Origin of the sequence: Hydrogenophaga sp. Root209 (assembly GCF_001428625.1) — a bacterium.
In the GTDB taxonomy this organism is placed as follows: Bacteria; Pseudomonadota; Gammaproteobacteria; order Burkholderiales; family Burkholderiaceae_C; genus Hydrogenophaga.
Genome location: NZ_LMIE01000030.1, coordinates 119161 through 138866, shown reverse-complemented (window position 1 = coordinate 138866; position 19706 = coordinate 119161). Strand labels below are relative to the sequence as shown.

At 65.4% G+C, this 19706-nt stretch carries 17 protein-coding genes; 7 read left to right on the top strand and 10 right to left on the bottom strand.

Annotated elements, in window-relative coordinates:
* Positions 1-3 precede the first annotated feature (3 nt).
* Both ASE11_RS17460 and ASE11_RS17455 read right to left on the bottom strand, forming a co-directional pair.
* The gene (locus ASE11_RS17460) at positions 4-1779 is read right to left on the bottom strand and encodes a nitrite/sulfite reductase (RefSeq protein ID WP_056274634.1); all 1776 of its coding nucleotides are present in this window, start codon (positions 1777-1779) and stop codon (positions 4-6) included.
* A gap of 22 nt (positions 1780-1801) precedes the next feature.
* Complete coding sequence (locus ASE11_RS17455; RefSeq protein WP_056274632.1) at positions 1802-2593, bottom strand: sulfite exporter TauE/SafE family protein; 792 nt, start codon at positions 2591-2593, stop codon at positions 1802-1804.
* Positions 2594-2757: 164 nt separating this feature from the next.
* Between ASE11_RS17455 and ASE11_RS17450 the strand changes: the two genes are divergently transcribed.
* Entirely contained in the window at positions 2758-3558 is an 801-nt protein-coding gene (locus ASE11_RS17450; protein ID WP_056274629.1) for a hypothetical protein, read from the top strand.
* Here ASE11_RS17450 and ASE11_RS17445 read toward each other — a convergent pair.
* Positions 3545-4750: an FAD-dependent oxidoreductase gene (locus ASE11_RS17445; RefSeq protein WP_082585822.1), complete on the bottom strand. Its 1206-nt coding sequence runs from the start codon at positions 4748-4750 to the stop codon at positions 3545-3547. The genes ASE11_RS17450 and ASE11_RS17445 overlap by 14 nt on opposite strands.
* 26 nt (positions 4751-4776) lie before the next feature.
* The gene (locus ASE11_RS17440) at positions 4777-5052 is read right to left on the bottom strand and encodes an oxidative damage protection protein (protein WP_056274624.1); all 276 of its coding nucleotides are present in this window, start codon (positions 5050-5052) and stop codon (positions 4777-4779) included.
* 245 nt (positions 5053-5297) lie between these two features.
* Between ASE11_RS17440 and ASE11_RS17435 the strand changes: the two genes are divergently transcribed.
* Together ASE11_RS17435 and ASE11_RS17430 are read left to right on the top strand one after the other, a co-directional pair.
* Positions 5298-6071 carry a ferredoxin--NADP reductase gene (locus ASE11_RS17435; RefSeq protein ID WP_056274622.1) on the top strand — a complete coding sequence of 258 codons (774 nt, stop codon included), beginning with the start codon at positions 5298-5300 and terminating at the stop codon, positions 6069-6071.
* Between the two features lie 51 nt (positions 6072-6122).
* Positions 6123-6647 carry a disulfide bond formation protein B gene (locus ASE11_RS17430; RefSeq protein ID WP_414842466.1) on the top strand — a complete coding sequence of 175 codons (525 nt, stop codon included), beginning with the start codon at positions 6123-6125 and terminating at the stop codon, positions 6645-6647.
* An 18-nt stretch (positions 6648-6665) separates the two neighbouring features.
* On the opposite strand, the gene argA is transcribed toward ASE11_RS17430, so the two are convergent.
* Entirely contained in the window at positions 6666-8006 is a 1341-nt protein-coding gene (gene argA / locus ASE11_RS17425) for an amino-acid N-acetyltransferase (RefSeq protein WP_056274619.1), read from the bottom strand.
* A 39-nt stretch (positions 8007-8045) separates the two neighbouring features.
* On the opposite strand from argA, the gene hrpA reads away from it, so the two are divergent.
* A complete protein-coding gene (hrpA, locus tag ASE11_RS17420; protein ID WP_056274618.1) occupies positions 8046-11960 on the top strand; it encodes an ATP-dependent RNA helicase HrpA in 3915 nt (1304 codons plus the stop codon).
* A 161-nt stretch (positions 11961-12121) separates the two neighbouring features.
* The gene (locus ASE11_RS17415) at positions 12122-12838 is read left to right on the top strand and encodes a (2Fe-2S)-binding protein (RefSeq protein WP_056274616.1); all 717 of its coding nucleotides are present in this window, start codon (positions 12122-12124) and stop codon (positions 12836-12838) included.
* A gap of 74 nt (positions 12839-12912) precedes the next feature.
* Here ASE11_RS17415 and ASE11_RS17410 read toward each other — a convergent pair whose 3' ends face one another.
* Genes ASE11_RS17410 through lptF form a run of 5 tightly spaced genes read right to left on the bottom strand, consistent with a single transcriptional unit; the run spans position 12913 to position 17661 of the window.
* Complete coding sequence (locus ASE11_RS17410; protein WP_056274614.1) at positions 12913-14091, bottom strand: pyridoxal phosphate-dependent aminotransferase; 1179 nt, start codon at positions 14089-14091, stop codon at positions 12913-12915.
* A gap of 4 nt (positions 14092-14095) precedes the next feature.
* Positions 14096-15040 (bottom strand): CysB family HTH-type transcriptional regulator, encoded by a 945-nt coding sequence (locus tag ASE11_RS17405; RefSeq protein ID WP_056274611.1) that lies wholly within the window; start codon positions 15038-15040, stop codon positions 14096-14098.
* Positions 15037-15414 carry a sirohydrochlorin chelatase gene (locus ASE11_RS17400; RefSeq protein ID WP_056275042.1) on the bottom strand — a complete coding sequence of 126 codons (378 nt, stop codon included), beginning with the start codon at positions 15412-15414 and terminating at the stop codon, positions 15037-15039. Before ASE11_RS17400 ends, ASE11_RS17405 begins: the two co-directional genes overlap by 4 nt.
* A gap of 7 nt (positions 15415-15421) precedes the next feature.
* Entirely contained in the window at positions 15422-16540 is a 1119-nt protein-coding gene (lptG, locus tag ASE11_RS17395; protein WP_056274609.1) for an LPS export ABC transporter permease LptG, read from the bottom strand.
* Positions 16537-17661, bottom strand: a complete 1125-nt coding sequence (gene lptF, locus ASE11_RS17390; RefSeq protein ID WP_056274607.1) for an LPS export ABC transporter permease LptF — start codon at positions 17659-17661, stop codon at positions 16537-16539. The genes lptG and lptF overlap by 4 nt, the downstream gene beginning before the upstream one ends.
* Before the next feature lie 25 nt (positions 17662-17686).
* Between lptF and ASE11_RS17385 the strand changes: the two genes are divergently transcribed.
* On the top strand, positions 17687-19195 hold the full coding sequence (locus ASE11_RS17385) for a leucyl aminopeptidase (protein WP_056274606.1): 1509 nt from the start codon (positions 17687-17689) through the stop codon (positions 19193-19195).
* Between the two features lie 7 nt (positions 19196-19202).
* Positions 19203-19637, top strand: coding sequence for a DNA polymerase III subunit chi (locus ASE11_RS17380; RefSeq protein ID WP_056274605.1), 435 nt, complete (start codon positions 19203-19205; stop codon positions 19635-19637).
* The last annotated feature ends 69 nt before the right edge of the window (positions 19638-19706 follow it).

The following is a 19706-nucleotide window of genomic DNA, read 5'->3' as shown; positions in this document are numbered from 1 at the left end:
TCCTCAGGCGGTGGCGCGGGCCGTGCTCGTGCGCACCGCGTTGGCTGCGCTCTTGAAGGGGTCGGCGCCGGTTCGGCGCAGCGTGGCCACGAAGGTCTCGGTGCCAGCCCGCTGCGAGCGGTAGGTGTCGAGCAAGGCTTCGATCACGTCAGGCACTTCGCTCGCGGCGAACGAGGGGCCGATCACCTTGCCCGGCGTGGCCTCGCCCGACAGGCGCGTGCCGTCCGAGCCTCCGAGCGTGACCTGGTACCACTCCTGGCCGTCCTTGTCGACGCCGAGGATGCCGATGTGCCCGCTGTGGTGGTGGCCGCAGGAATTGATGCAGCCGCTGATGTGCAGGTCGATCTCCCCCAGGTCGTGCAGCTCGTCGAGGTCTTTGTAGCGACCCAGGATCGCTTGCGCCAGCGGCAGCGAGCGCGCGTTGGCCAGGTCGCAGAAATCGCCACCGGGGCAGGCGATCATGTCGGTCAGCAGGCCAATGTTGGGCTTGGCCAGGCCCAGGCGGCGGGCTTCGCGCCAGAGCTCGGGCAGTTGGTCGCAACGCACCCAGGGCAGCAGCAGGTTTTGCTCGTGCGTCACCCGGGCCTCGCCAGCCGAGAAGCGCTCGGCCAGGTCGGCAGCGCGCTCCAGTTGCTCGGCGGTGGCGTCGCCGGGCGCCTGGCCGAAGCGCTTGAACGACAGCGTGACCGCGCGCAGGTCGGGGTTCTGGTGTGGCTTGACGTTCTGCGTGAGCCAACGGCTGAACTCCATGTCGTCCTCGGCGGCGGCCTTGAGGATGTGGGCGATCTTGGCGTCGGCACTCTTGCGGTCGCAGTTGAGTTGCGGCGGCACGAAGAAGGCGCTCACGCGGTCGAACTCGGCCTGGCTGATGGTGTGGGGCGCACCGTCTTTTTCGATGATGTCGCGATACTCGGCCTCCACTTGGTCGTTGAACGCCTGGCCCTCGGCCTTCACCAGGATTTTGATGCGCGCCTTGTACATGTTGTCGCGACGGCCGAAACGGTTGTAGGCGCGCACCACGGCTTCGAGGTAGTTGAGGATCTGGTTCCAGGGCAGGAACTCGCGGATCACGCTGCCGATGATGGGCGTGCGGCCCATGCCGCCACCCACGCGCACCTGGAAGCCCAGTTCGCCGTCGACGTTGCGCAGCAGGCGCAAGCCCACGTCGTGCCAGGCGGTGGCGGCGCGGTCTTCGCGCGCACCCGTGATCGCCACCTTGAACTTGCGCGGCAGGAAGGCGAACTCGGGGTGCAGCGTGCTCCACTGGCGCATGATTTCGGCAAACGGGCGCGGATCGGCGACTTCGTCGACCGCGATACCCGCCAGCGCGTCGGTGGTGATGTTGCGGATGCAGTTGCCGCTGGTCTGGATGCCGTGCAGGTTCACGCTGGCCAGCAGGTCCATCACGTCGGCCGATCGTGCGAGCGGGATCCAGTTGTATTGCACGTTCTGGCGCGTGGAGAAGTGGCCGCAACGGTCGGGCAGCGTGGGCACTTCGGAGAGGCCGGCGTTGGCTTTGGAAACGTCGTGGTCTTCCTTGTGGTCGAAGTCGCGCGCGATCTTTGCGAGCACCTTGAGTTGTGCACTGTTGATTTCGCCGTAGGGCACGGCCACGCGCAGCATGGGCGCGAAGCGCTGTACGTACCAGCCGTTCTGCAGGCGCAGCGGCTTGAACTCGTCGTCGCCCAGCGTGCCGGCTTGCCAGCGGGTGAGCTGGTCGCGGTACTGGTCGGCGCGCAATTGCACGAACTGGCGGTCAAAGTCGGAATATTGGTACATCGTCGTCGTGGGGCAGTAAGAATCAGAGGGCGATCAATTTCATGCCGGCGTAGGCCAGCAACACCGAGAGCGCAGAGCGCACCAGGCGCTCGGGCGTGTGGCGCATCAGGCGGGTGCCGAGCCAGATGCCGGGCAGCGAGCCCGCGAGCAGCTTGGCCAGCAGCGGCCAGTCGACCGAGCCCATGCTGGCGTGACCCAGGCCCGCCACCAGCGTGAGAGGCACGGCGTAGGCGATGTCGGCGGCGACGATGCGCGGCAGGGGCAGCAGCGGAAACAGCAGCAACAGCACCGACACGCCGATGGCACCGGCGCCGACCGAGGTGAGCGTGACCAGCGTGCCGATGACTGCGCCAAACAGCACCGGCAGGCTCCAGTGGCGAGCGTGCGTCGCGGCTTCCAACTGGCCTGCGGCCAGGGTTCGTGGCAATTGCTTGCCGCGCGCGGCCTTGTAGAGCATGGCGGCGGCGGTGAGCAGCAGCGCCATACCCAGGGTGTTGGTCATGAGCGATTGCACCAGCGGGCTGGCGGGGCCCAACCGGTGCAGGGCGCCCAGGGTGATCAGCGCGGCGGGGATGCTGCCCGCGCAAAGCAGTCCCACCACGCGCCATGGCACGAGCTTCTGGCGTGCCAGGCTGACGGTGCCGCCCATCTTGGTGAAAGCCGCAAACAGGAGGTCGGTACCGACCGCGAGGTACGGTTTGACGCCGAAGAAGAAGATGAGGATGGGCGTCATGAGCGAACCGCCACCCACACCCGTGAGACCCACGATGAGTCCCACGGCGAATCCGGCCAGGATGATGGCGATGTCAGGCATGGGCGCGACTTTACGGAGCCGGGCTTATATCCCAAACGATTTTTTCTTTATGGGGGTATGCCTCAGGTGAATATAGAAGTCCGAGCGTGTGGCTTCGCACGTCGGTCCCCACGGGCTGACGCACGTGCCGCGGCGCGCAGAGGCGCTGACGTAACATCGCCGCCATGCAAAAACAGCGTGTTCTGGTCAGTGTGGTGGGTTTCTCCGACGTGGAGCGACACGCCTTGAACACCGTGTTCCGCCTTTCCCAGTCCCGGGATCTGTCGTATGCCCCTTACGTTCCCTTGACCGCCCCAGGCGTGGCTGCGCCCAAGGGGGTGTCTGAAGTGGCGCTGGTGGATGGGGAGAGTGCCGAGGCGGTGTTGTCGCACGCCAAGGAAATGCCGACGGGGCAGCGCCTGATCTGGGTCGGCCAGGATGCGCCAGACCATGCGTGGCGCGTCATGAACCGGCCGATCGACTGGGCCGCCGTGCTGAACGATCTGGATGCGGTTTATGCGGCCAAGCAGGCCGACTCCGGTCTGCTCGATCTGGATGTGACCGCCCCTGCACCGCTCGACGTGGCCTTTGGAGAAGACGTCATCGGGGTGCGCCGTGCCTTGGTGGCTGGCGCCGACGAGCAGGAACGCACCTATCTGCGAACCCGCCTGGCCCTGGCCGGCGTGGCGCAGGTGGACGAGGTCACCAACACCGAAGCCGCGATTGCGATCATTGCCCGCAGTGACTATGTCTGCGGTGTCTTCAATCTGGACGATCCCCAACTGGATGTCTGGTTGTTGATGCGGCTGTTTGCCGAGCACAACCCCAAGGCCCTGACCCTGGCCACCAGTGAGCTTGCGGGTCCATCGGCCGGATGGTGGAGTCGGCGCCGCGTGCGACGCCATGCCCAGCGCGCGGGCATCTCGGCCCTGTTGGCGCGCCCGATTCAGCCGCCCGAAATTTCAGTCTGGCTCAACCTGCTGTAGCCCGTTCCTGTGCGACGCCCTGACGGCGGGCGTTTTTGAGGGCAAACCGCGCTGGGTCCAGTGCCTCCTGCAAGCTCTGTTCCCCCCATGTGGCTTCACCCGCCAGCTGCATGGCCAGTTGCTCTGCGCACCAATGGGCCAGGGTGAGGCCCCGCGAGCCCATGGCGCTGAGCAGGTGGAGACCCGGCCAGCGAGGAACATCCGCCAACTGCACACGAACACGTTGCCCGCGCCCCGATGCCATGAGGTCGCGAAGCGCGGCGGTGTCGGGTGCCGCGCCCACCAGGGGAAGCCGGTCCAGCGAGGCACAACGCACCTGCGCCCAACCCAGCAACCGGCCTCGGGCCAGAGTGGATCGAAGACGGTCGGCCGCCGCCGGCTGGATGGCGTGCAGGCTTAGGGCATTTCGCTCATGGGCCTCAAGGCTCACGTCGGTGTGGGTCAGGCCGCGCTCATAGGTCGAGCCCATGGTCCAGATCGTGTCGGGCCACAGGGGCGGCAGGCCACTGTCCTGGTACCGCGGCACGAACACGCCGTCGTTGCGCTGAGGCCGCTCGGCCAGGACAGGGCCTTCCAGCGCCGCGAGACTCATTTGTCCCTGCACCGGGCGCAGGGGCAAATCACCGCCTGACAGTTGACCCGAATCGCCCGCGAGCAAGCTCAAGCTGCCCAGTGCCGCCGCGACGATCACCACCGGTGCGTTGGCCAGCGGGTGACCTTCTGCGTCCCAGGCTTGCCAGACCGCGGGGCAAGACGGGTCGCGGCTCATGTCGAGACTCAGCCGGTGGACGTGTGCGTTCCAGAGACAGGTCAGCGCGTCGAGTCCCGTCGCCTCATTCAGCCAGGCCTGCACCAATGCGGAAGGACGCACCAGGGCGGCGGGCCAGCGGCCAGGATCGTGGGCCAGGTTGTCGACCTCACAGGCTTGCCAGCCCGATCCTTCAGGCACCAGACGCCGCAGCTCGGCCAGGGTGTCGGCCACGCCCAGGGCTGACAGGCGCGACAACGGTGTGGGTGAGCGTGTGACGTGGGGGCTGAGCATGCCCACCGGCAGGCCCGATGCGCCGCTGGCTGGCCCGCCAGCAGCGTCCAGCAACGTGATTCGCCATCCACGGCGGGCCAGCGCGGAGCAGGCCGCCGCGCCAGCCAGGCCAGCGCCGATCACCAAGGCATGGCGTCGAGCGTCAGACACGGGCGCGGGCGCGTGGGTTGCGCGGATCAGGCCGAAGGTGGCGGCACGTAGCCGGCAGCAGCGTCGGCGCCTTCGCCGAAGAAGTGCTTTTCCATCTGGCGCGCGAGGTACTGGCGGGCGCGTGCATCGGCCAGGTTCAGGCGGTTTTCGTTCAGCAGCATGGTCTGGTGCTTGAGCCAGGCGGCCCAGGCTTCCTTGCTCACGCTTTCATAGATGCGTTTGCCCAGCTCGCCAGGGTAGGGCGGAAAGTCCAGGCCCTCGGCTTCTTTGCCGAGCTTGATGCAGTTGACGGTGCGTGCCATGGGGTGTCCTTGGTGTGGGTCAGATGATTTGGTTATAACGAATGGAAGAAATTATTCGTTCCAGTGTCTTGCGAAGGCCGGCATGATGCGGGCTTCGTGCGGCAGAGGGCGACTGTAGCAACCTTTGATCGACCGCAAAGTCATCAGGGCTGCAGTCTGCATGATCGCTGGTGCGCAAGTCCATGGTGGCCTTGTTGCCACGACGCCTTTTTACAATAGACACCTTCGCCTTCACAGGACCCCTCATGAGTGCATTTCAGGAAGAGCGCGTGCTCAGCGTTCATCATTGGACCGACCGGCTGTTCAGCTTCACCACCACGCGCGATGCGTCGCTGCGCTTTTCCAATGGGCACTTCACCATGATCGGCCTGCGTGTTGACGGCAAGCCGTTGCTGCGCGCCTACAGCATCGTCAGCCCCAATTACGCCGATCACCTCGAATTCCTGAGCATCAAGGTGCCCGACGGTCCACTGACCTCGCGACTGCAACACATCCAGGTGGGCGACACCATCATCGTGGGCCGCAAGCCCACCGGCACCCTGCTGATCGACTACCTGCTGCCCGGCAAGCGCCTGTACCTGCTGGCCACCGGCACCGGGCTGGCGCCGTTCCTCAGCGTGATCCGCGATCCGGAAACCTACGAGCGCTACGAGCAGGTGGTGCTGATCCACGGCGTGCGCCAGGTCAAGGAACTGGCCTACCGCGAGTACCTCAGCGATGCGCTGCGGCACGACGAATTCCTGGGCGAGATGGTGCAGCAGAAGCTGCTGTACTACCCCACGGTCACGCGCGAGCCGTTCGTGCATCAGGGTCGCATCCCGCAGTTGTTGGCCGAAGGCAGGGTCGCCAAGGACTTGGGGATCCCCATGCTGAACCCGGCGGAAGACCGCATCATGATCTGCGGCAGCCCCGAGATGCTGCGCGACCTGAAGGCGCTGGCTGAAAAATTGGGTTTCGAAGAAGGCAACACCAGCCGGCCGGGCGCTTTCGTGATCGAGCGTGCGTTCGCAGGAACTTGATCGGTCTGTGAGCGCTCTGTTCCGAAGCACCGTTCAACCACAGGGTCTCCCTTGATCACCACCATCCCGACCGTCAGGCCTTCCTTTCTCGAACGCAATCCCCGCCAGCTTCTGGGCCTGATCGCTCTGGTGTGCATCGGCATGCTGGCTTTTGGCCTCTACTTGCAGCACGTCGTGGGTCTTGAGCCCTGCCCGATGTGCATCGTGCAGCGCTACGCGCTGATCGCGGTGGCGCTGGTGGCCGGGGTCACGGCATTTCTGCGCAGCCGCTTCTGGCTGCTGGGCGGCATCATCAAGATGGGTGTGCTGGCCGTTTTTGGGGCGTTTGTGGCTGCTCGCCAGAGCTGGCTGCAATGGAATCCGCCAGAGGTCCTGAGCTGCGGACGCGACTTCTTCGGAATGATCGAATCCTTTCCGCTTCGCCGCGCCATTCCCATGATCTTCCGCGGCAGTGGCGACTGCTCGGTGATCGACTGGACCTTTCTGGGTTTGTCGATCGCCAACTGGTCGTTCCTCAGCTTCACCGCGATTGCGCTGGCGGCAGTCGTGCTCTGGGTGAAGCGCACCCCCGCCTGAACTTGGCGGGCTGCTGGGTCAGCCCAGCTTCTTCACCAGAACCTGGCTCTTTCTATCCCAGTTGTACTTGCGCTTGCGCGCCTCGGGCAGCCAGTCCGCGCTGACCTGCACGAAGCCGCGTTTGATGAACCAGTGCATGGTGCGGGTGGTGAGCACGAAGATGCTCTGCAGGCCCTGTGCCTTGGCTCTGACCTCGATGCGTTTGAGCAGCCGTTCACCATCGCCCTGGCTCTGCGTATCGGGTGACACGGTGAGGGCAGCCATCTCGCCGGTGCGTGCTTCCGGGTAGGGGTAGAGCGCGGCGCAGCCGAAGATCACGCCGTCGTGCTCGATGATGGTGTAGTTGCCGGCGTCGCGTTCGATCTCGGTGCGGTCGCGCTTGACCAGCGTGCCGTCCTTCTCGAACGGCTCGATCAGTGCCACGATGCCGCTCACGTCGTCCATGGTGGCTTCACGCACGCTCTCCAGCTTTTCGTCCACCACCATCGTGCCGATGCCGTCGTGGGTGTAGATCTCCAGCAGCAGTGCACCGTCCACTGCGAACGGCAGGATGTGGCTGCGCTCCACACCGCCTTCGCAGGCGCGGATGCAGTGCTGCAGGTAAAACGCAGTGTCCGTCGGCTGGGTGGCCGGGGGCAGGGCGGCCAGCATTTTCTTCGCGTCGGCCAGCGGCAGCTCGGTGTCGATGTCGCTTTCCGGGTCGGCCTGGTCGACGCGAATGCCGGGCACCTCGGTCAGGAACATCAGCTTGTCTGCCTGCAGCGCCACCGCCACCGAGGTCGCCACGTCTTCCATGGTCAGGTTGAAGGCCTCGCCGGTGGGCGAGAAACCGAAGGGCGAGAGCAACACCATGGCGCCCATGTCGAGCGTGCGCTGAATGCCCTCGGTGTCGATCTTGCGCACCAGGCCCGAGTGCAGGAAATCCACCCCGTCCATCAGGCCCACGGGGCGCGCGGTGATGAAGTTGCCCGAGATCACGCGCACGGTGGCGCCGGCCATGGGCGTGTTGGGCAGGCCCTGGCTGAAGGCCGCCTCGATCTCGTAGCGCAGCTGACCGGCGGCTTCCTGCGCGCAGTCCAGCGCCACCTCGTCGGTGATGCGCATGCCATGCGAGTACTTCGCCTCATGGCCTTTCAGGCGCAACTGCTCGTTCACCTGCGGGCGAAAGCCATGCACCAGCACGATCTCCACGCCCATGCTCTGGATCAGCGCGAGGTCTTGCGCCAGTTTCTCCAGCTTGCCGGCCGCGATGGCCTCGCCCGCGATGCCGACCACGATGGTGTTGCCCCGGTGTTTGTGGATGTAGGGCGCGACCGAGCGGAACCAGGGAACGAAGGTGAAGTTGAAGACTGTGGACATGGGGCGGATGGCGGGCAGACGGTGGGCCGGACGCGGATAATGGCCGGCTGCCCGATTTTGACCGAAGTTCCTCTCTTGTCCTCCACACCGCTGCACATCGAATTCCCGGAGACGCTGCCCGTCTCGGCCCGCCGCCACGAGATCGAGGCGGCAATGCGCGACCACCAGGTGGTCATCGTCTGCGGTGAAACCGGCTCCGGCAAGACCACGCAGATACCCAAGATCGCGCTCGCCATGGGGCGTGGTCGCCTCAATGCGAAACCGGGCCAGCGCGGCCAGATGATCGGCCACACGCAGCCGCGGCGCATCGCCGCCTCCAGCGTGGCCAAGCGCATTGCTGAAGAATTGAAGACCCCGCTGGGCGACGTGGTCGGCTTCAAGGTGCGCTTTCAGGACCGGCTCTCGAAGGACGCGTCCGTCAAGCTCATGACCGATGGCATCTTGCTGGCCGAGACACAGACCGACCCCGACCTGCGCGCCTACGACACCATCATCATCGACGAGGCGCACGAGCGCAGCCTCAACATCGACTTCCTGCTGGGCTACCTGCGCCAGTTGCTGCCGCGCCGGCCCGACCTCAAGGTGGTGGTGACCTCGGCCACCATCGACGCCGACCGCTTCGCGCAGTATTTCGCCTCCAAACGCGGGCCGGCGCCGGTGCTCATGGTGTCGGGACGCACCTTTCCGGTGGAGGTGCGCTGGCGTCCGTTCGAAGAGAGCCGTGACTACGACCTCAACAGCGCCATCACCGATGCGGTGGATGAACTGTGGCGGGGTCCCCAGGGGGGCGACATTCTCGTCTTTCTGCCGGGTGAAAGGGAGATCCGGGAGGCGGCCGACCATCTGCGCAAGCACCTGAGCCACATCCCCACGCTGCGCAACGCCGAGGTGCTGCCGCTGTTCGCGCGCCTGTCGCAGGCCGAGCAGGACCGCATCTTCCAGGACCACAGCGGGCGGCGCATCGTGCTCTCCACCAACGTGGCCGAGACCTCGCTCACCGTGCCCGGCATCCGCTACGTGGTCGACGCCGGCAACGCGCGCGTGAAGCGTTACAGCTTCCGCCAGAAGGTGGAGCAGCTCATGGTGGAGCCCATCAGCCAGGCCGCGGCCAACCAGCGCGCCGGGCGCTGCGGCCGCGTGGCCGACGGCATCTGCATTCGCCTGTACGACGAGGCTGGCTTCAACGGCCGCCCCAAGTTCACCGACCCCGAGATCCTGCGCAGCTCGCTGGCCGGCGTGATCCTGCGCATGAAGGCGCTGCGCCTGGGCGCGGTGGAAGACTTCGCCTTCATCGAAGCACCGCAGAAACGCGCCATCGTGGATGGTTACCAGCTGTTGGCCGAGCTCGGGGCAGTGGACGACGACAACGAACTCACACCCATCGGCCAGACGCTCTCGCGCCTGCCGCTGGACCCGCGCGTGGGCCGAATGATCCTGGAGGCGCAGCAACGCGGCGCGCTCGACGAGGTGATGGTGATCGCCTCGGCCTTGAGCGTGCAGGACGTGCGCGACCGACCGCTGGACAAGCAGGCCCAGGCCGACCAGGCGCATGCCAAGTTTGACGACGAGAAGAGCGAATTCAGCGGCACGCTCAAGCTCTGGAAATGGCTTGAAGACACGAAAGGCGGCCATGGCAAGGACCACAAGCTCAGCCACCGCCAGTACGAGAACCTGCTGCGGGAGAACTTCGTCAACGTGCGGCGCGTGCGCGAGTGGCGCGACATCCACACCCAGCTGCACACCGTGGTGGCCGAGCACAAGTGGCAGATCAACATCCAGCCCGCGAGCTACGAGCAGCTGCACCTGGCCATGCTGGCCGGCCTGCTGGGCAACGTGGGCCAGAAGAGCGAGGCGGAAGACTGGTACCTGGGCGCGCGCGGCATCAAGTTCTACCGCCACCCGGGCGCCAACCTCAGCAAGAAACCCGGGCGCTGGATCGTCTGTGCCGAGCTGGTGGAGACCACCCGCCTGTTTGGCCGTGGCATCGCCGGCATCGAGCCTCTGTGGCTGGAGCAGGTGGGCTCGCACCTGCTCAAAAAGCAGCTGCTCGATCCGCATTGGGAAAAGAAATCGGCTCAGGTGACGGCGCTGGAGCGCGCCACGCTCTACGGCCTGGTGGTCTACAACAATCGGCGCACCGACTACGGCCGTGTGGACCCGGTGGGCGCGCGCGCGATCTTCATTCGCGAAGCGCTCGTGGCAGGTGACTGGGAGACGCGTCTGCCGTTCCTGGCCGCCAACCAGAAGCTGGTGCAGCAGGTGGCCGAGCTGGAGCACAAGTCGCGCCGGCAGGACGTGCTGGTCGACGACGAGTTGATCTACGCCTTCTACGATCAACAACTGCCCGCGCACATCTGCAACGGTGCAAGCTTCGAGCGCTGGTACCAGGACGAGGTGCGGCGCAATCCAAAGCTGCTGCTGCTCACGCGCGAAGAGCTGATGCGGCATGAGGCCGCGGGCATCACCACGCAGGCATTCCCGAAGACGCTGCGCCTGGGCGGCGTGGACTGTGCCTGCGACTACCTGCACGTGCCCGGTGACCCACGTGACGGCCTGTCGGTCACGTTGCCGATCTTTGCGCTCAACCAGGCCAGCGACGACCGCTGCGATTGGCTGGTGCCCGGCATGCTCAAGGACAAGTTGCTGGCCTTGCTCAAGACGCTGCACCAGCGTCCACGCTCACGCCTGGTGCCCTTGCCGGCCACGGCCGAGCGCTTTGCACAGGCGCTGTGCGAACCGGCGGCGTTTGGTGCGGGCAACCTGATGGATGCACTGCTGAAACTGGTTCGCGAGGCCACGCAGCTCGACATCCAGCGCAACGACATCAAGATCGACATGCTCAGCCCTCACCACTTCATGCACCTGCGTGTGGTGGACGAACATGGCCGTCAGCTCGGCCAGGGCCGCAGTCTGGCCGCGCTCAAGGCCGAGCTGGGCAGCCAGGCGCGCGGTGCTTTCCAGGCGCTTGCCTCCATCAAACTGGACAGCCTGCGCCCGGCTGCGCCGGTTCAGGCGCAACGGCCCGCCGCGCGGGTGACCACAACCGCCGGCACGGCTGCGACCAGCGCGCCTGCGGTGAGCGCCGCACAGCGCCACACCAGCTGGGACTTCGGCGAACTCCCCGAGCTGATGGAGATTCGCAAAGGCCAGCAATCGTTGATCGGTTTTCCCGCGCTCATCGACGACGGTGATGCGGTCCGGCTGGAGGTGTTCGACGAGCCGGACGTGGCGAAGGCCCGACACCGCGAGGGCCTGCGCCGCCTGTGTGCGCTGCAGATCCGCGATGCGCTCAAGTATCTGGAGAAGAACCTGCCCGGCCTGCAGACCATGGCCGCGGCCTACATGCAGGTGGGCAAGGAGTCGGGCGGTGGCGGCACGCTGGAAGAACTGCGCACGCAGATACTGGAACTGGCGCTGGACCGGGCCTTCCTGGCCGAACCCCTGCCCACCAACGAGGTGGCCTTCAAACAGCGCGTGGATGAAGGAAGAGGACGCCTCACGCTGATCGCCAGCGAAATTGCGCGCAGCGCCGGCGCCATCCTCACCGAATACGCCGCCGCCGCACGCAAGCTCAAGGACAGCAAACCGCCCACCGATGTGGCCACCGATGTCGGCCAGCAGTTGGCCCGGCTGGTGCCCAAACGTTTCCTGTTGCTCACCCCCTACGCCCAACTGCAGCACCTGCCCCGCTACCTGAAGGCGGTGCAGCTGCGGCTGGACAAGCTGCGGGCCGACCCGGCGCGCGACGCTTCAAGGCTGGCCGAATTGCGCCCGCAAGACCAGCGTTTCTGGCGCCTGGTGGCCGAGCGCAAGGGTGTGCAGGACGCGCGCCTGCAGGAACTGCGCTGGCTGCTGGAGGAACTGCGGGTGAGCTTCTTTGCGCAGGAGCTGCGCACGCCGCAGCCGGTCAGCGTGAAACGCCTGGACAAGGCCTGGGCGCAAATCAATCTGTGAGTGGCCCCGCGCCCAGCGCGCGATGGACAAAGTCAAAAGCCGCTTGTCCCCCTGGTCGGCTGGGGCATGTGCGCCTGGGTTGACACCATGGCCGCCGATGCGTTTCACTGCGGATCAGACCACGGTCGTGGTCGCTGTTTCACCGCACTGGGGGTCTACCGATGGATCGTCGTGAATTCGTGGAAAGTTGTGCGCTGGGCGCGGGTTCGTTGGCAACAGCGCTGGCCGGCACGGCTTGGGCGGCTGACACCAAGCCCCGCAGCTACGGCCGAGTGCTGTTGGTCGACGAACACGGCCGCCCGCTCAAGGCCGCCAGCTTGCGTGCTCAGACCAACTACGTGTTTCACTATCCCTTCGAGGCCACGCCTGTCTTTCTGCTCGACCTGGGCAAGCCGGCCACGGCAACCCAGCTCGTCACGCGCGAGAAGCAGACCTACCAGTGGCCCGGCGGTGTCGGCCCACAGCGCAGCCTGGTGGCGTTCTCGGCCATCTGCGCGCACAAGCTGGTCTACCCCACGAAAGAGTTGAGCTTCATCAGCTTTCGCAAGGGCGCGGCGGTGAATCCACAGACGCCGAGCAAGGGCAACGATCTGATCCATTGCTGCGCCGATCACAGCCAGTACGACCCGGCGCGCGGCGCCCAGGTGCTCGATGGACCGGCCGAGCAGCCCTTGTGCGCGGTGCTGATCGAACACGACGTGACGACCGATCAGCTGACGGCCACCGGCACGTTGGGCGGGGAATTGTTCGACGACTTCTTCAAGAAATACGAAATGAAGCTGAGTCTGGAAGTGGGGCCGAATGCCAAACAGACGGTGGCGCGGCAAAGCACGGTGCGCGAACTCGACCGGTACTGTCGCAATCCTGTCCGCTGTTGATTTTCGCGGAGCAGAGCGCCGTGCGCTCACGAGCCCGCGAGGGTGCAGGCGAGAAACAAACCCAGGCCGAGCAATCAGAGCCGCGACAACCGCTTCAACGCTTCGCGCAAGGTGTCGTCCTTCTTCGCGAAGCAGAACCGCACCACCCGTTGGTCAAATCCGTTGCCGTAGAAGGCAGACAAAGGAATGGCGGCCACGCCGATCTCGCGTGTGAGCCATTGGCAGAAGTCGCCTTCGGGCAGGTTGCGCTCGGGCACGGCCAGGTTGGAAATGTCGACGCACTGAAAGTAGGTGCCTTCGCCCGCGAGCATGCGAAAGCGCGTGGCGCCCAGGCCTTCGCGGAACAGGTCGCGTTTGCGCTGGTAGAACGCGCTCAGTTCGAGGTACGGCGTGGGGTCGGCCATGTAGGTGGCCAGGGCGTGCTGCATCGGCGTGTTCACCGTGAAAACGTTGAACTGGTGCACCTTGCGGAACTCGGCGGTGAGCGCAGCGGGCGCCACCACGGTGCCCACTTTCCAGCCGGTCACGTGGTAGGTCTTGCCGAAGCTGCTCACGATGAAGGCGCGCGCGGCCAAGCCGGGGAAGCGCGCGGCGCTCTGGTGATGCTGACCGTCGAACACCATGTGCTCGTAGACCTCGTCGCTGATCAACAGCACTTCGGTGGGCGCCAGCAGGTCTTGCAGGCGCTGCATGTCGGCCGCGCTCCACACGGTGCCACTGGGGTTGTGTGGGCTGTTGATGACGATGGCGCGCGTGCGCGCCGACATGGCCGCGGCAATGCGGTCGAAGTCGGGGCGGAAGGTGCCGGGGGTGAGCGGCACGCGCACCGGCACACCGCCGGCCAGCTCGATGTTGGGCACGTAGCTGTCGTAGCAGGGCTCCAGCACGATCACCTCGTCGCCGGGGTGCACCACGGCGAGCAGGGCGGTCAGGATGGCTTGTGTTGCGCCGGCGGTCACGGTGATCTCGGTGGCCGGGTCGCAGCTCAGGCCGTACAGCGCCTGCATCTTGGTTGCCATGGCCTGGCGCAACGAGGGCACGCCCGGCATGGGCGGGTACTGGTTGTGGCCGGCCTGCATCGCCCGCGTCGCAGCGTCGACCAATGCGGGGTCACAATCGAAATCGGGAAACCCCTGGCCCAGATTGACCGCCTTGTGTTCGGCTGCCAATGCAGACATGACGGTGAAGATGGTCGTGCCCACGTTGGGCAGGCGGGATGTGAGAGTGGGTGTGCGGGGTGGATTCGGGCTCATGAAATCACAGCTGGTAGTCGTCAGGGGTGCCGCTCATCGCGCGCATGATCTGGTCGCGCGTGAGGCGTTCGCTCAGCAGCTCGGCGAAGCGCAGCACGAAGTGGCGCAGGTAGGTGCCGCGCTTGAAGGCCACGCGCGCCAGGTTGTGGCCAAACAGGTCGGCAGCGGGGCGAGACACCAGGTCTGGCGTCTGGTTGTCACCCGCCATGGCCATCTCGGCCACGATGCCCACGCCCATGCCCAGCTTCACGTAGGTCTTGATCACGTCGGAATCGATCGCTTCCAGCACGATGTTGGGCTGCAAATGGCGCAGCGCAAACGCCTGGTCGATGCGGGTGCGGCCGGTGTAGCTCGGGTGGTAGGTGATCAGGGGCACCTGGGCCAGGTCTTCGTGCGTGATGCGCTCGCGCTCCAGCAGGGGATGATCGAACGGGAACACCAGCACGTGCTGCCATTCGTAGCAGGGCAGGGTGACGAGTTCGGGGTAATTGACCAGCGACTCGGTGGCCATACCGATCTCCGCGACCTCTTCCATCAGCATCTTGGCCACCTGGTCGGGCGAGCCCTGGTGCAGGCTGATGCCGACCTTGGGATAGGCCTGGCGCAATGCGGCCACCGGCCCGGGGAGTACGTAGCGGGCCTGGGTGTGGGTGGTGGCAATGGAGAGCGTGCCACTGTCCTGGGCCGAATACTGCTCGCCGATGCGCTTGAGGTTGTTGACCTCGCGCAGGATGATCTCGATGCTTTTGAGCACCTGCACGCCGGGTTCGGTCACGCGCTTGATGCGCTTGCCGTGGCGTGCAAAGATTTCAATCCCGAGCTCGTCTTCGAGTTCGATGATGGCCTTGGACACGCCGGGCTGCGAGGTGTGCAAGGCCTTGGCCGCTTCGGTCAGATTCAGGTTGCGGCGCACGGCTTCCTGGACGAAGCGGAACTGGTGCAGGTTCATGGCGCGCTCTCCATTGAGTTCTCCAGCGCGATCTGCGCGAGCAAGGTGGTCAGCCGGGGGTCTTCGCCCGCAGCGGGAAGTTGCTCGAACCGCACCTGCGGATGGGCTTCATGGAGTTCGCGCATCAGCTGAGGCAGGTCTTCGCGCGCGTGTTTGCCCATGCCGAAAAACAAAGGCAGTACCCGCACACAGGTGGCGCCGGCCTCGACCATCTGGCGTGCCGCAGAGGCCATGTCGGGCTCGCACAGTTCCAGGTAGGCGCAAGACACGGCGGCAGTGGGGTCGGTGCGCGCGATCTGCTGCGCCACAGCCTCCACCGGCAGGCGCCACAACGGGTCGCGCGACCCATGGGCAAACACGATCACACCGAGCATGGACACGCTACCTTCGCAAGACGAGCCAGCCAAACGCGGCCAACGAAAACACCGAATAGATCAGCGCGGGTGAGGCCGCCGCCAGCCAGGGCTGCCACTGGTTGAGGTTGCCGATGTAGCCGAACACGTTGTTGAGAAGGAAGAAGCTGATACCGATCATCACGCCACCAAACACGTAGGCGGTGATGCTGCCCGAGCGGAAATGCAGGTAAGCGAAGGGCAGGGCGAGCACCACCATGACCAGGCAACTGAGCGGGTAGAACACCTTGCGCCAGAACTCGATCTCGTAGCGCTGTGCGGTCTGCCCGTTGGCCTGCAGGTGGCGGATGTAGCCGAACAAGTCGGCCGTGCGCATGGTTTCGGGCTTGAGCAAAGCAACCGACACCATCTCGCTGTTGAGCCCGCTGGGCCAGCGGAAAATTTCCAGCTCGCTGCGCACGATGCGGGCCGACGCTTTGCCGGCGGTGTCGAATTCGCGCCGCTGAACCTGGCGCAAGGTCCACGAGTCGTCTGTCTCGATCTGGCCGGTGACGGCAGTCAGTGTGGAGACCAGCGAACCCTGGTTGTTGAACTCGAAGATCCGCACGTTGCCGAGCTCGCCCTGAGAGGACATCGATCCGACGTTGACCGAGAAATTGCTGTAGGGCTGGCGCTCCTTGAGCCATGCGCCGGTCTGACCGACGCTGATGTTGCCCTGGTAGCGTGCCTTGAGGAGTTGGGCCGTCCGGTCCGAGAGGGGCGCCACGTAGTCGCCCAGCGCAAAGGTGAGCACCACGAACACGGCGCCCAGGCCGAGCAACGTGCGCAGCGCGCGCCAGGGCCCCAGCCCGCTGGTGCGCAGGATCGTGTATTCGGATCCCTGCGCCAGCCGCGCCAGCACGAACACCGCGCCGATCAGCACCGAGATCGGCAGCAGTTCGTAGATGCGGTTGGGCATGAGCAGGCCCACATACAACAAGGCATGCGGCACTTCGTACACCAGCGTGGAATCCAGTGCCGACGGTTTACCCAGCGCAGGCAGCTCGTCCACAAAGTCGAAGAAGAAGAACAGCGACAGGAAGGCCAGCAGCACGAAGCCCACGGCCAGGAAGATTTCGCCGTAGATCAGACGTCGAATCGTCTTCATGCAGCGGCCCCTTGTCCCGCTGCGCTGGCATTGCGACGGCTGTTGAGCCAACTGCGCATGCTCACGTTGTAGTGCCGCTTGATCAACCAGAGCATGGTCAGCACGAACACCCCTCCATGCAGCAACAGCATGAAGCCGCCCAGCCCCACCAGCCCACCGGCCACCCAGCTCTGGCCGAGGTTGAGCAGGTTGTAATAGAACACGAACGAAAACAGCGTGAAGAACAGGTTGCCGCCACGGCCGGCGCGCGGATTGCCCGTGGTGGTGGCCAGGGCAATCAGCACGAAGTTGAGCGCGGTAAGCGCCATGCCGATGCGCCAGCCCAACTCACCGAGGTTGGCGCGGTCGGGCTCGGTGATGAGCACCAGCGTGCTGCGCGACTTGAGCGCCTGTGCGCCTCCTTCAGCGATCGAGCTGGACCCGATCTGCGTGCCGTAGCTCTCGAATTCGCTGACCTTCAAACCGCTCCCGTCGGCGGCCGTTTCAAGCCGCTGGCCGTTGTTCAGCATGAGGAACTGCTGGTCGTTCACCCACTCGATCCGCCCCGATCGTGCGGACGTGACCGTCTCTCTGCCATCGTCCTCGGTGCTCGAAATGAAGATGTTGCGGCCTTCGGTGCCACCAGCCGTGTCCTTGTCGATGAAGAAGACGCGGCGCCCGCTCGACGACTCCTGAAACTGGCCGGGCGCCACTCGCTCGAGATCGCCGCGCCGTTCGAACCGGCTGCGCAGGTTGTCGGTTTGCTGATTGGCCCAAGGCCACACAAAAAACACCATCAGCGTGATGACCACCAGAATCGGCCAGGAGAAGCGCAACACTGGCCCGAGAAAGCCCCCGAGCGAGCGCCCGCTGGAGAACCAGATGATCATTTCGCTGTCGCGGTACATGCGCGAGAGCGTGAAGACGATGGCCACGAACAAGGCCAGCGTGAGGATGGTGGGCATGCGGCCGATGACGGTGTAGCCGAGCACCAAGGCAATCTCTTGCGGGTTCACGCTGCCACGCGAAGCCAGGCCCAGCGTGCGGATCAGCAGCATCGTCAACACGATGGTGAACAGCACCACCAGGGTGGCCCCGAAGCTGCGCGCCAGCTCTTTGCGGATGGAAGAATGGAATAACATCGATTCACAACAGGAAACCACAATTATGGACTTCGAACTCAAATCCCTCAGCACTGCACAAGCGGCTCAACTGCCCGTGGACGCGCTGCTGGTGCTGGTGCCCGACACGACCCCGACCGTGAAGTCCGCCGACCAGGCCTTGACCCGCTTGGTGGCGCAGGCCGTCGAACTCAAGGATCTTGAAATCGGCGTGGCCAAGCTGCTGGCGTGCTACCGGCCGGAAGGGTTCAAGGCCTCGCGCGTGACCCTGGTGCGGGTGGGAGATGGATCGGCCGCCTCGGTGCGCAAGGCTGTTGCCGCCGGCATGGGCTCGCTCAAACAACCCGGTATTCAGAAACTCGGGCTGGTGTTCAGCCTGATGGAAGCCACAGAAGACGGCGTGCGCGCTGCCATGCAGGCCTGTGCCGACGCCACCTACTGCTACACCACCACCAAGCCCAGCGCCAAAGCGCGCACCGTCAGGCAAGTGGTGGTGGGCGTGGCGAAGGCGGGCGATGTGCAGCGTGGCTTTGACGTGGGCAAGGCCCAGGTGGTGGGTGTGGAGTTCGCCAAGGAATGGGCGAACCGGCCTGCCAACCACGCCACCCCCACCATGCTGGGCGAAGCCGCGCGCAAGCTCGGCCGCAAGCCCGGCATGAAGACCGATGTGCTCGGCCCCAAACAGGTGGAGGCGCTGGGCATGGGTTCTTTCCTGTCGGTCGCGCGTGGCTCCGTGGAGCCGCTGCGCTTCATCGTCATGCACTACAACGGCGGCGCCAAGGACAGCGCGCCTGTGGTGCTGGTGGGCAAGGGCATTACCTTTGACACCGGCGGCATCTCCATCAAGCCCGCCGCCGAGATGGACGAGATGAAGTTCGACATGGGTGGCGCTGCCAGCGTGCTCGGCACCTTCGCAGCGCTGGCCGAGCTCAAGCCGGCCATCAACGTGGTGGGCCTCATTCCCAGTTGCGAGAACATGCCCGACGGCCAGGCCGTCAAACCCGGGGATGTGGTCACCAGCATGAGCGGGCAGACCATCGAGATCCTGAACACCGACGCCGAAGGCCGCCTGATTCTGTGCGACGCGCTGACCTACGCCGCGCGCTTCAAGCCCCGCAGCGTGGTCGACATTGCCACGCTCACCGGCGCCTGCGTGATCGCTCTGGGTGGCGTGCGCTCAGGACTGTTCTCGGCCCGTGACGACCTCGCCCAGGCGCTGGCCAGCGCGGGCGAGAAGTCGCTCGACCTGTGCTGGCGCATGCCGCTGGACGATGAGTACGCCGAAGGCCTGAAGTCGAACTTTGCCGACATGGGCAACGTGGCCGGTCGCGCCGGCGGCGCCATCACCGCCGCCAAGTTCCTGCAGAAGTTCGCCACCGAACTGCCGTGGGCCCACCTCGACATCGCCGGTACCGCCTGGAAGAGTGGCGCGGCCAAGGGCTCCACCGGCCGGCCCGTGCCGCTGCTGCTGCAATACCTGCTGGATCAGGCGAACGTGCCCATCAAGGCAGCGCCTTCAGCCAAGCCGGCGGCCCGCCGCGCCGCCAAAGCCTGAGGCTGGTTTGCCCGACGTCGCCTTCCACTTCAATGCGCCGGATCGCCTGGGGTATGCCTGCCGGCTGTTGCGCAAGGCCTATTTGCGCAAGGCCCGCCTGTTTGTTTGGGTGTCGGAAGGCGATCTGACCAGGCTCGATGCTGCTCTGTGGACCATGGGCTCAGGCGAATTCGTCCCGCATTGCCGCGCCGATGACTCCGATCTGCTGAAAAGCCGCTCACCCATCCAGCTGGGCCATCGGCTACCCGATGACCGCGGGGCCTTTATTCTGGTGAACTTGCGCCATGACATGCCCGATGATCCAGCCGCCTTCAGCCGGATCATCGAAGTCGTGACGCTCGACGAGGCCGATCGCGCACCCGCTCGCGAGCGCTGGCGCCAGTACAAGGCGCTCGGACTGGAGCCTCAGCGGCACGATCTTCAGTTGGCACAGTCGGACTGAGCGCAGTTCGACAAGGCTGCTTCCCGGCGGGGAATGATCACCGCTAATGCGCCATTCATCGCTGTGATG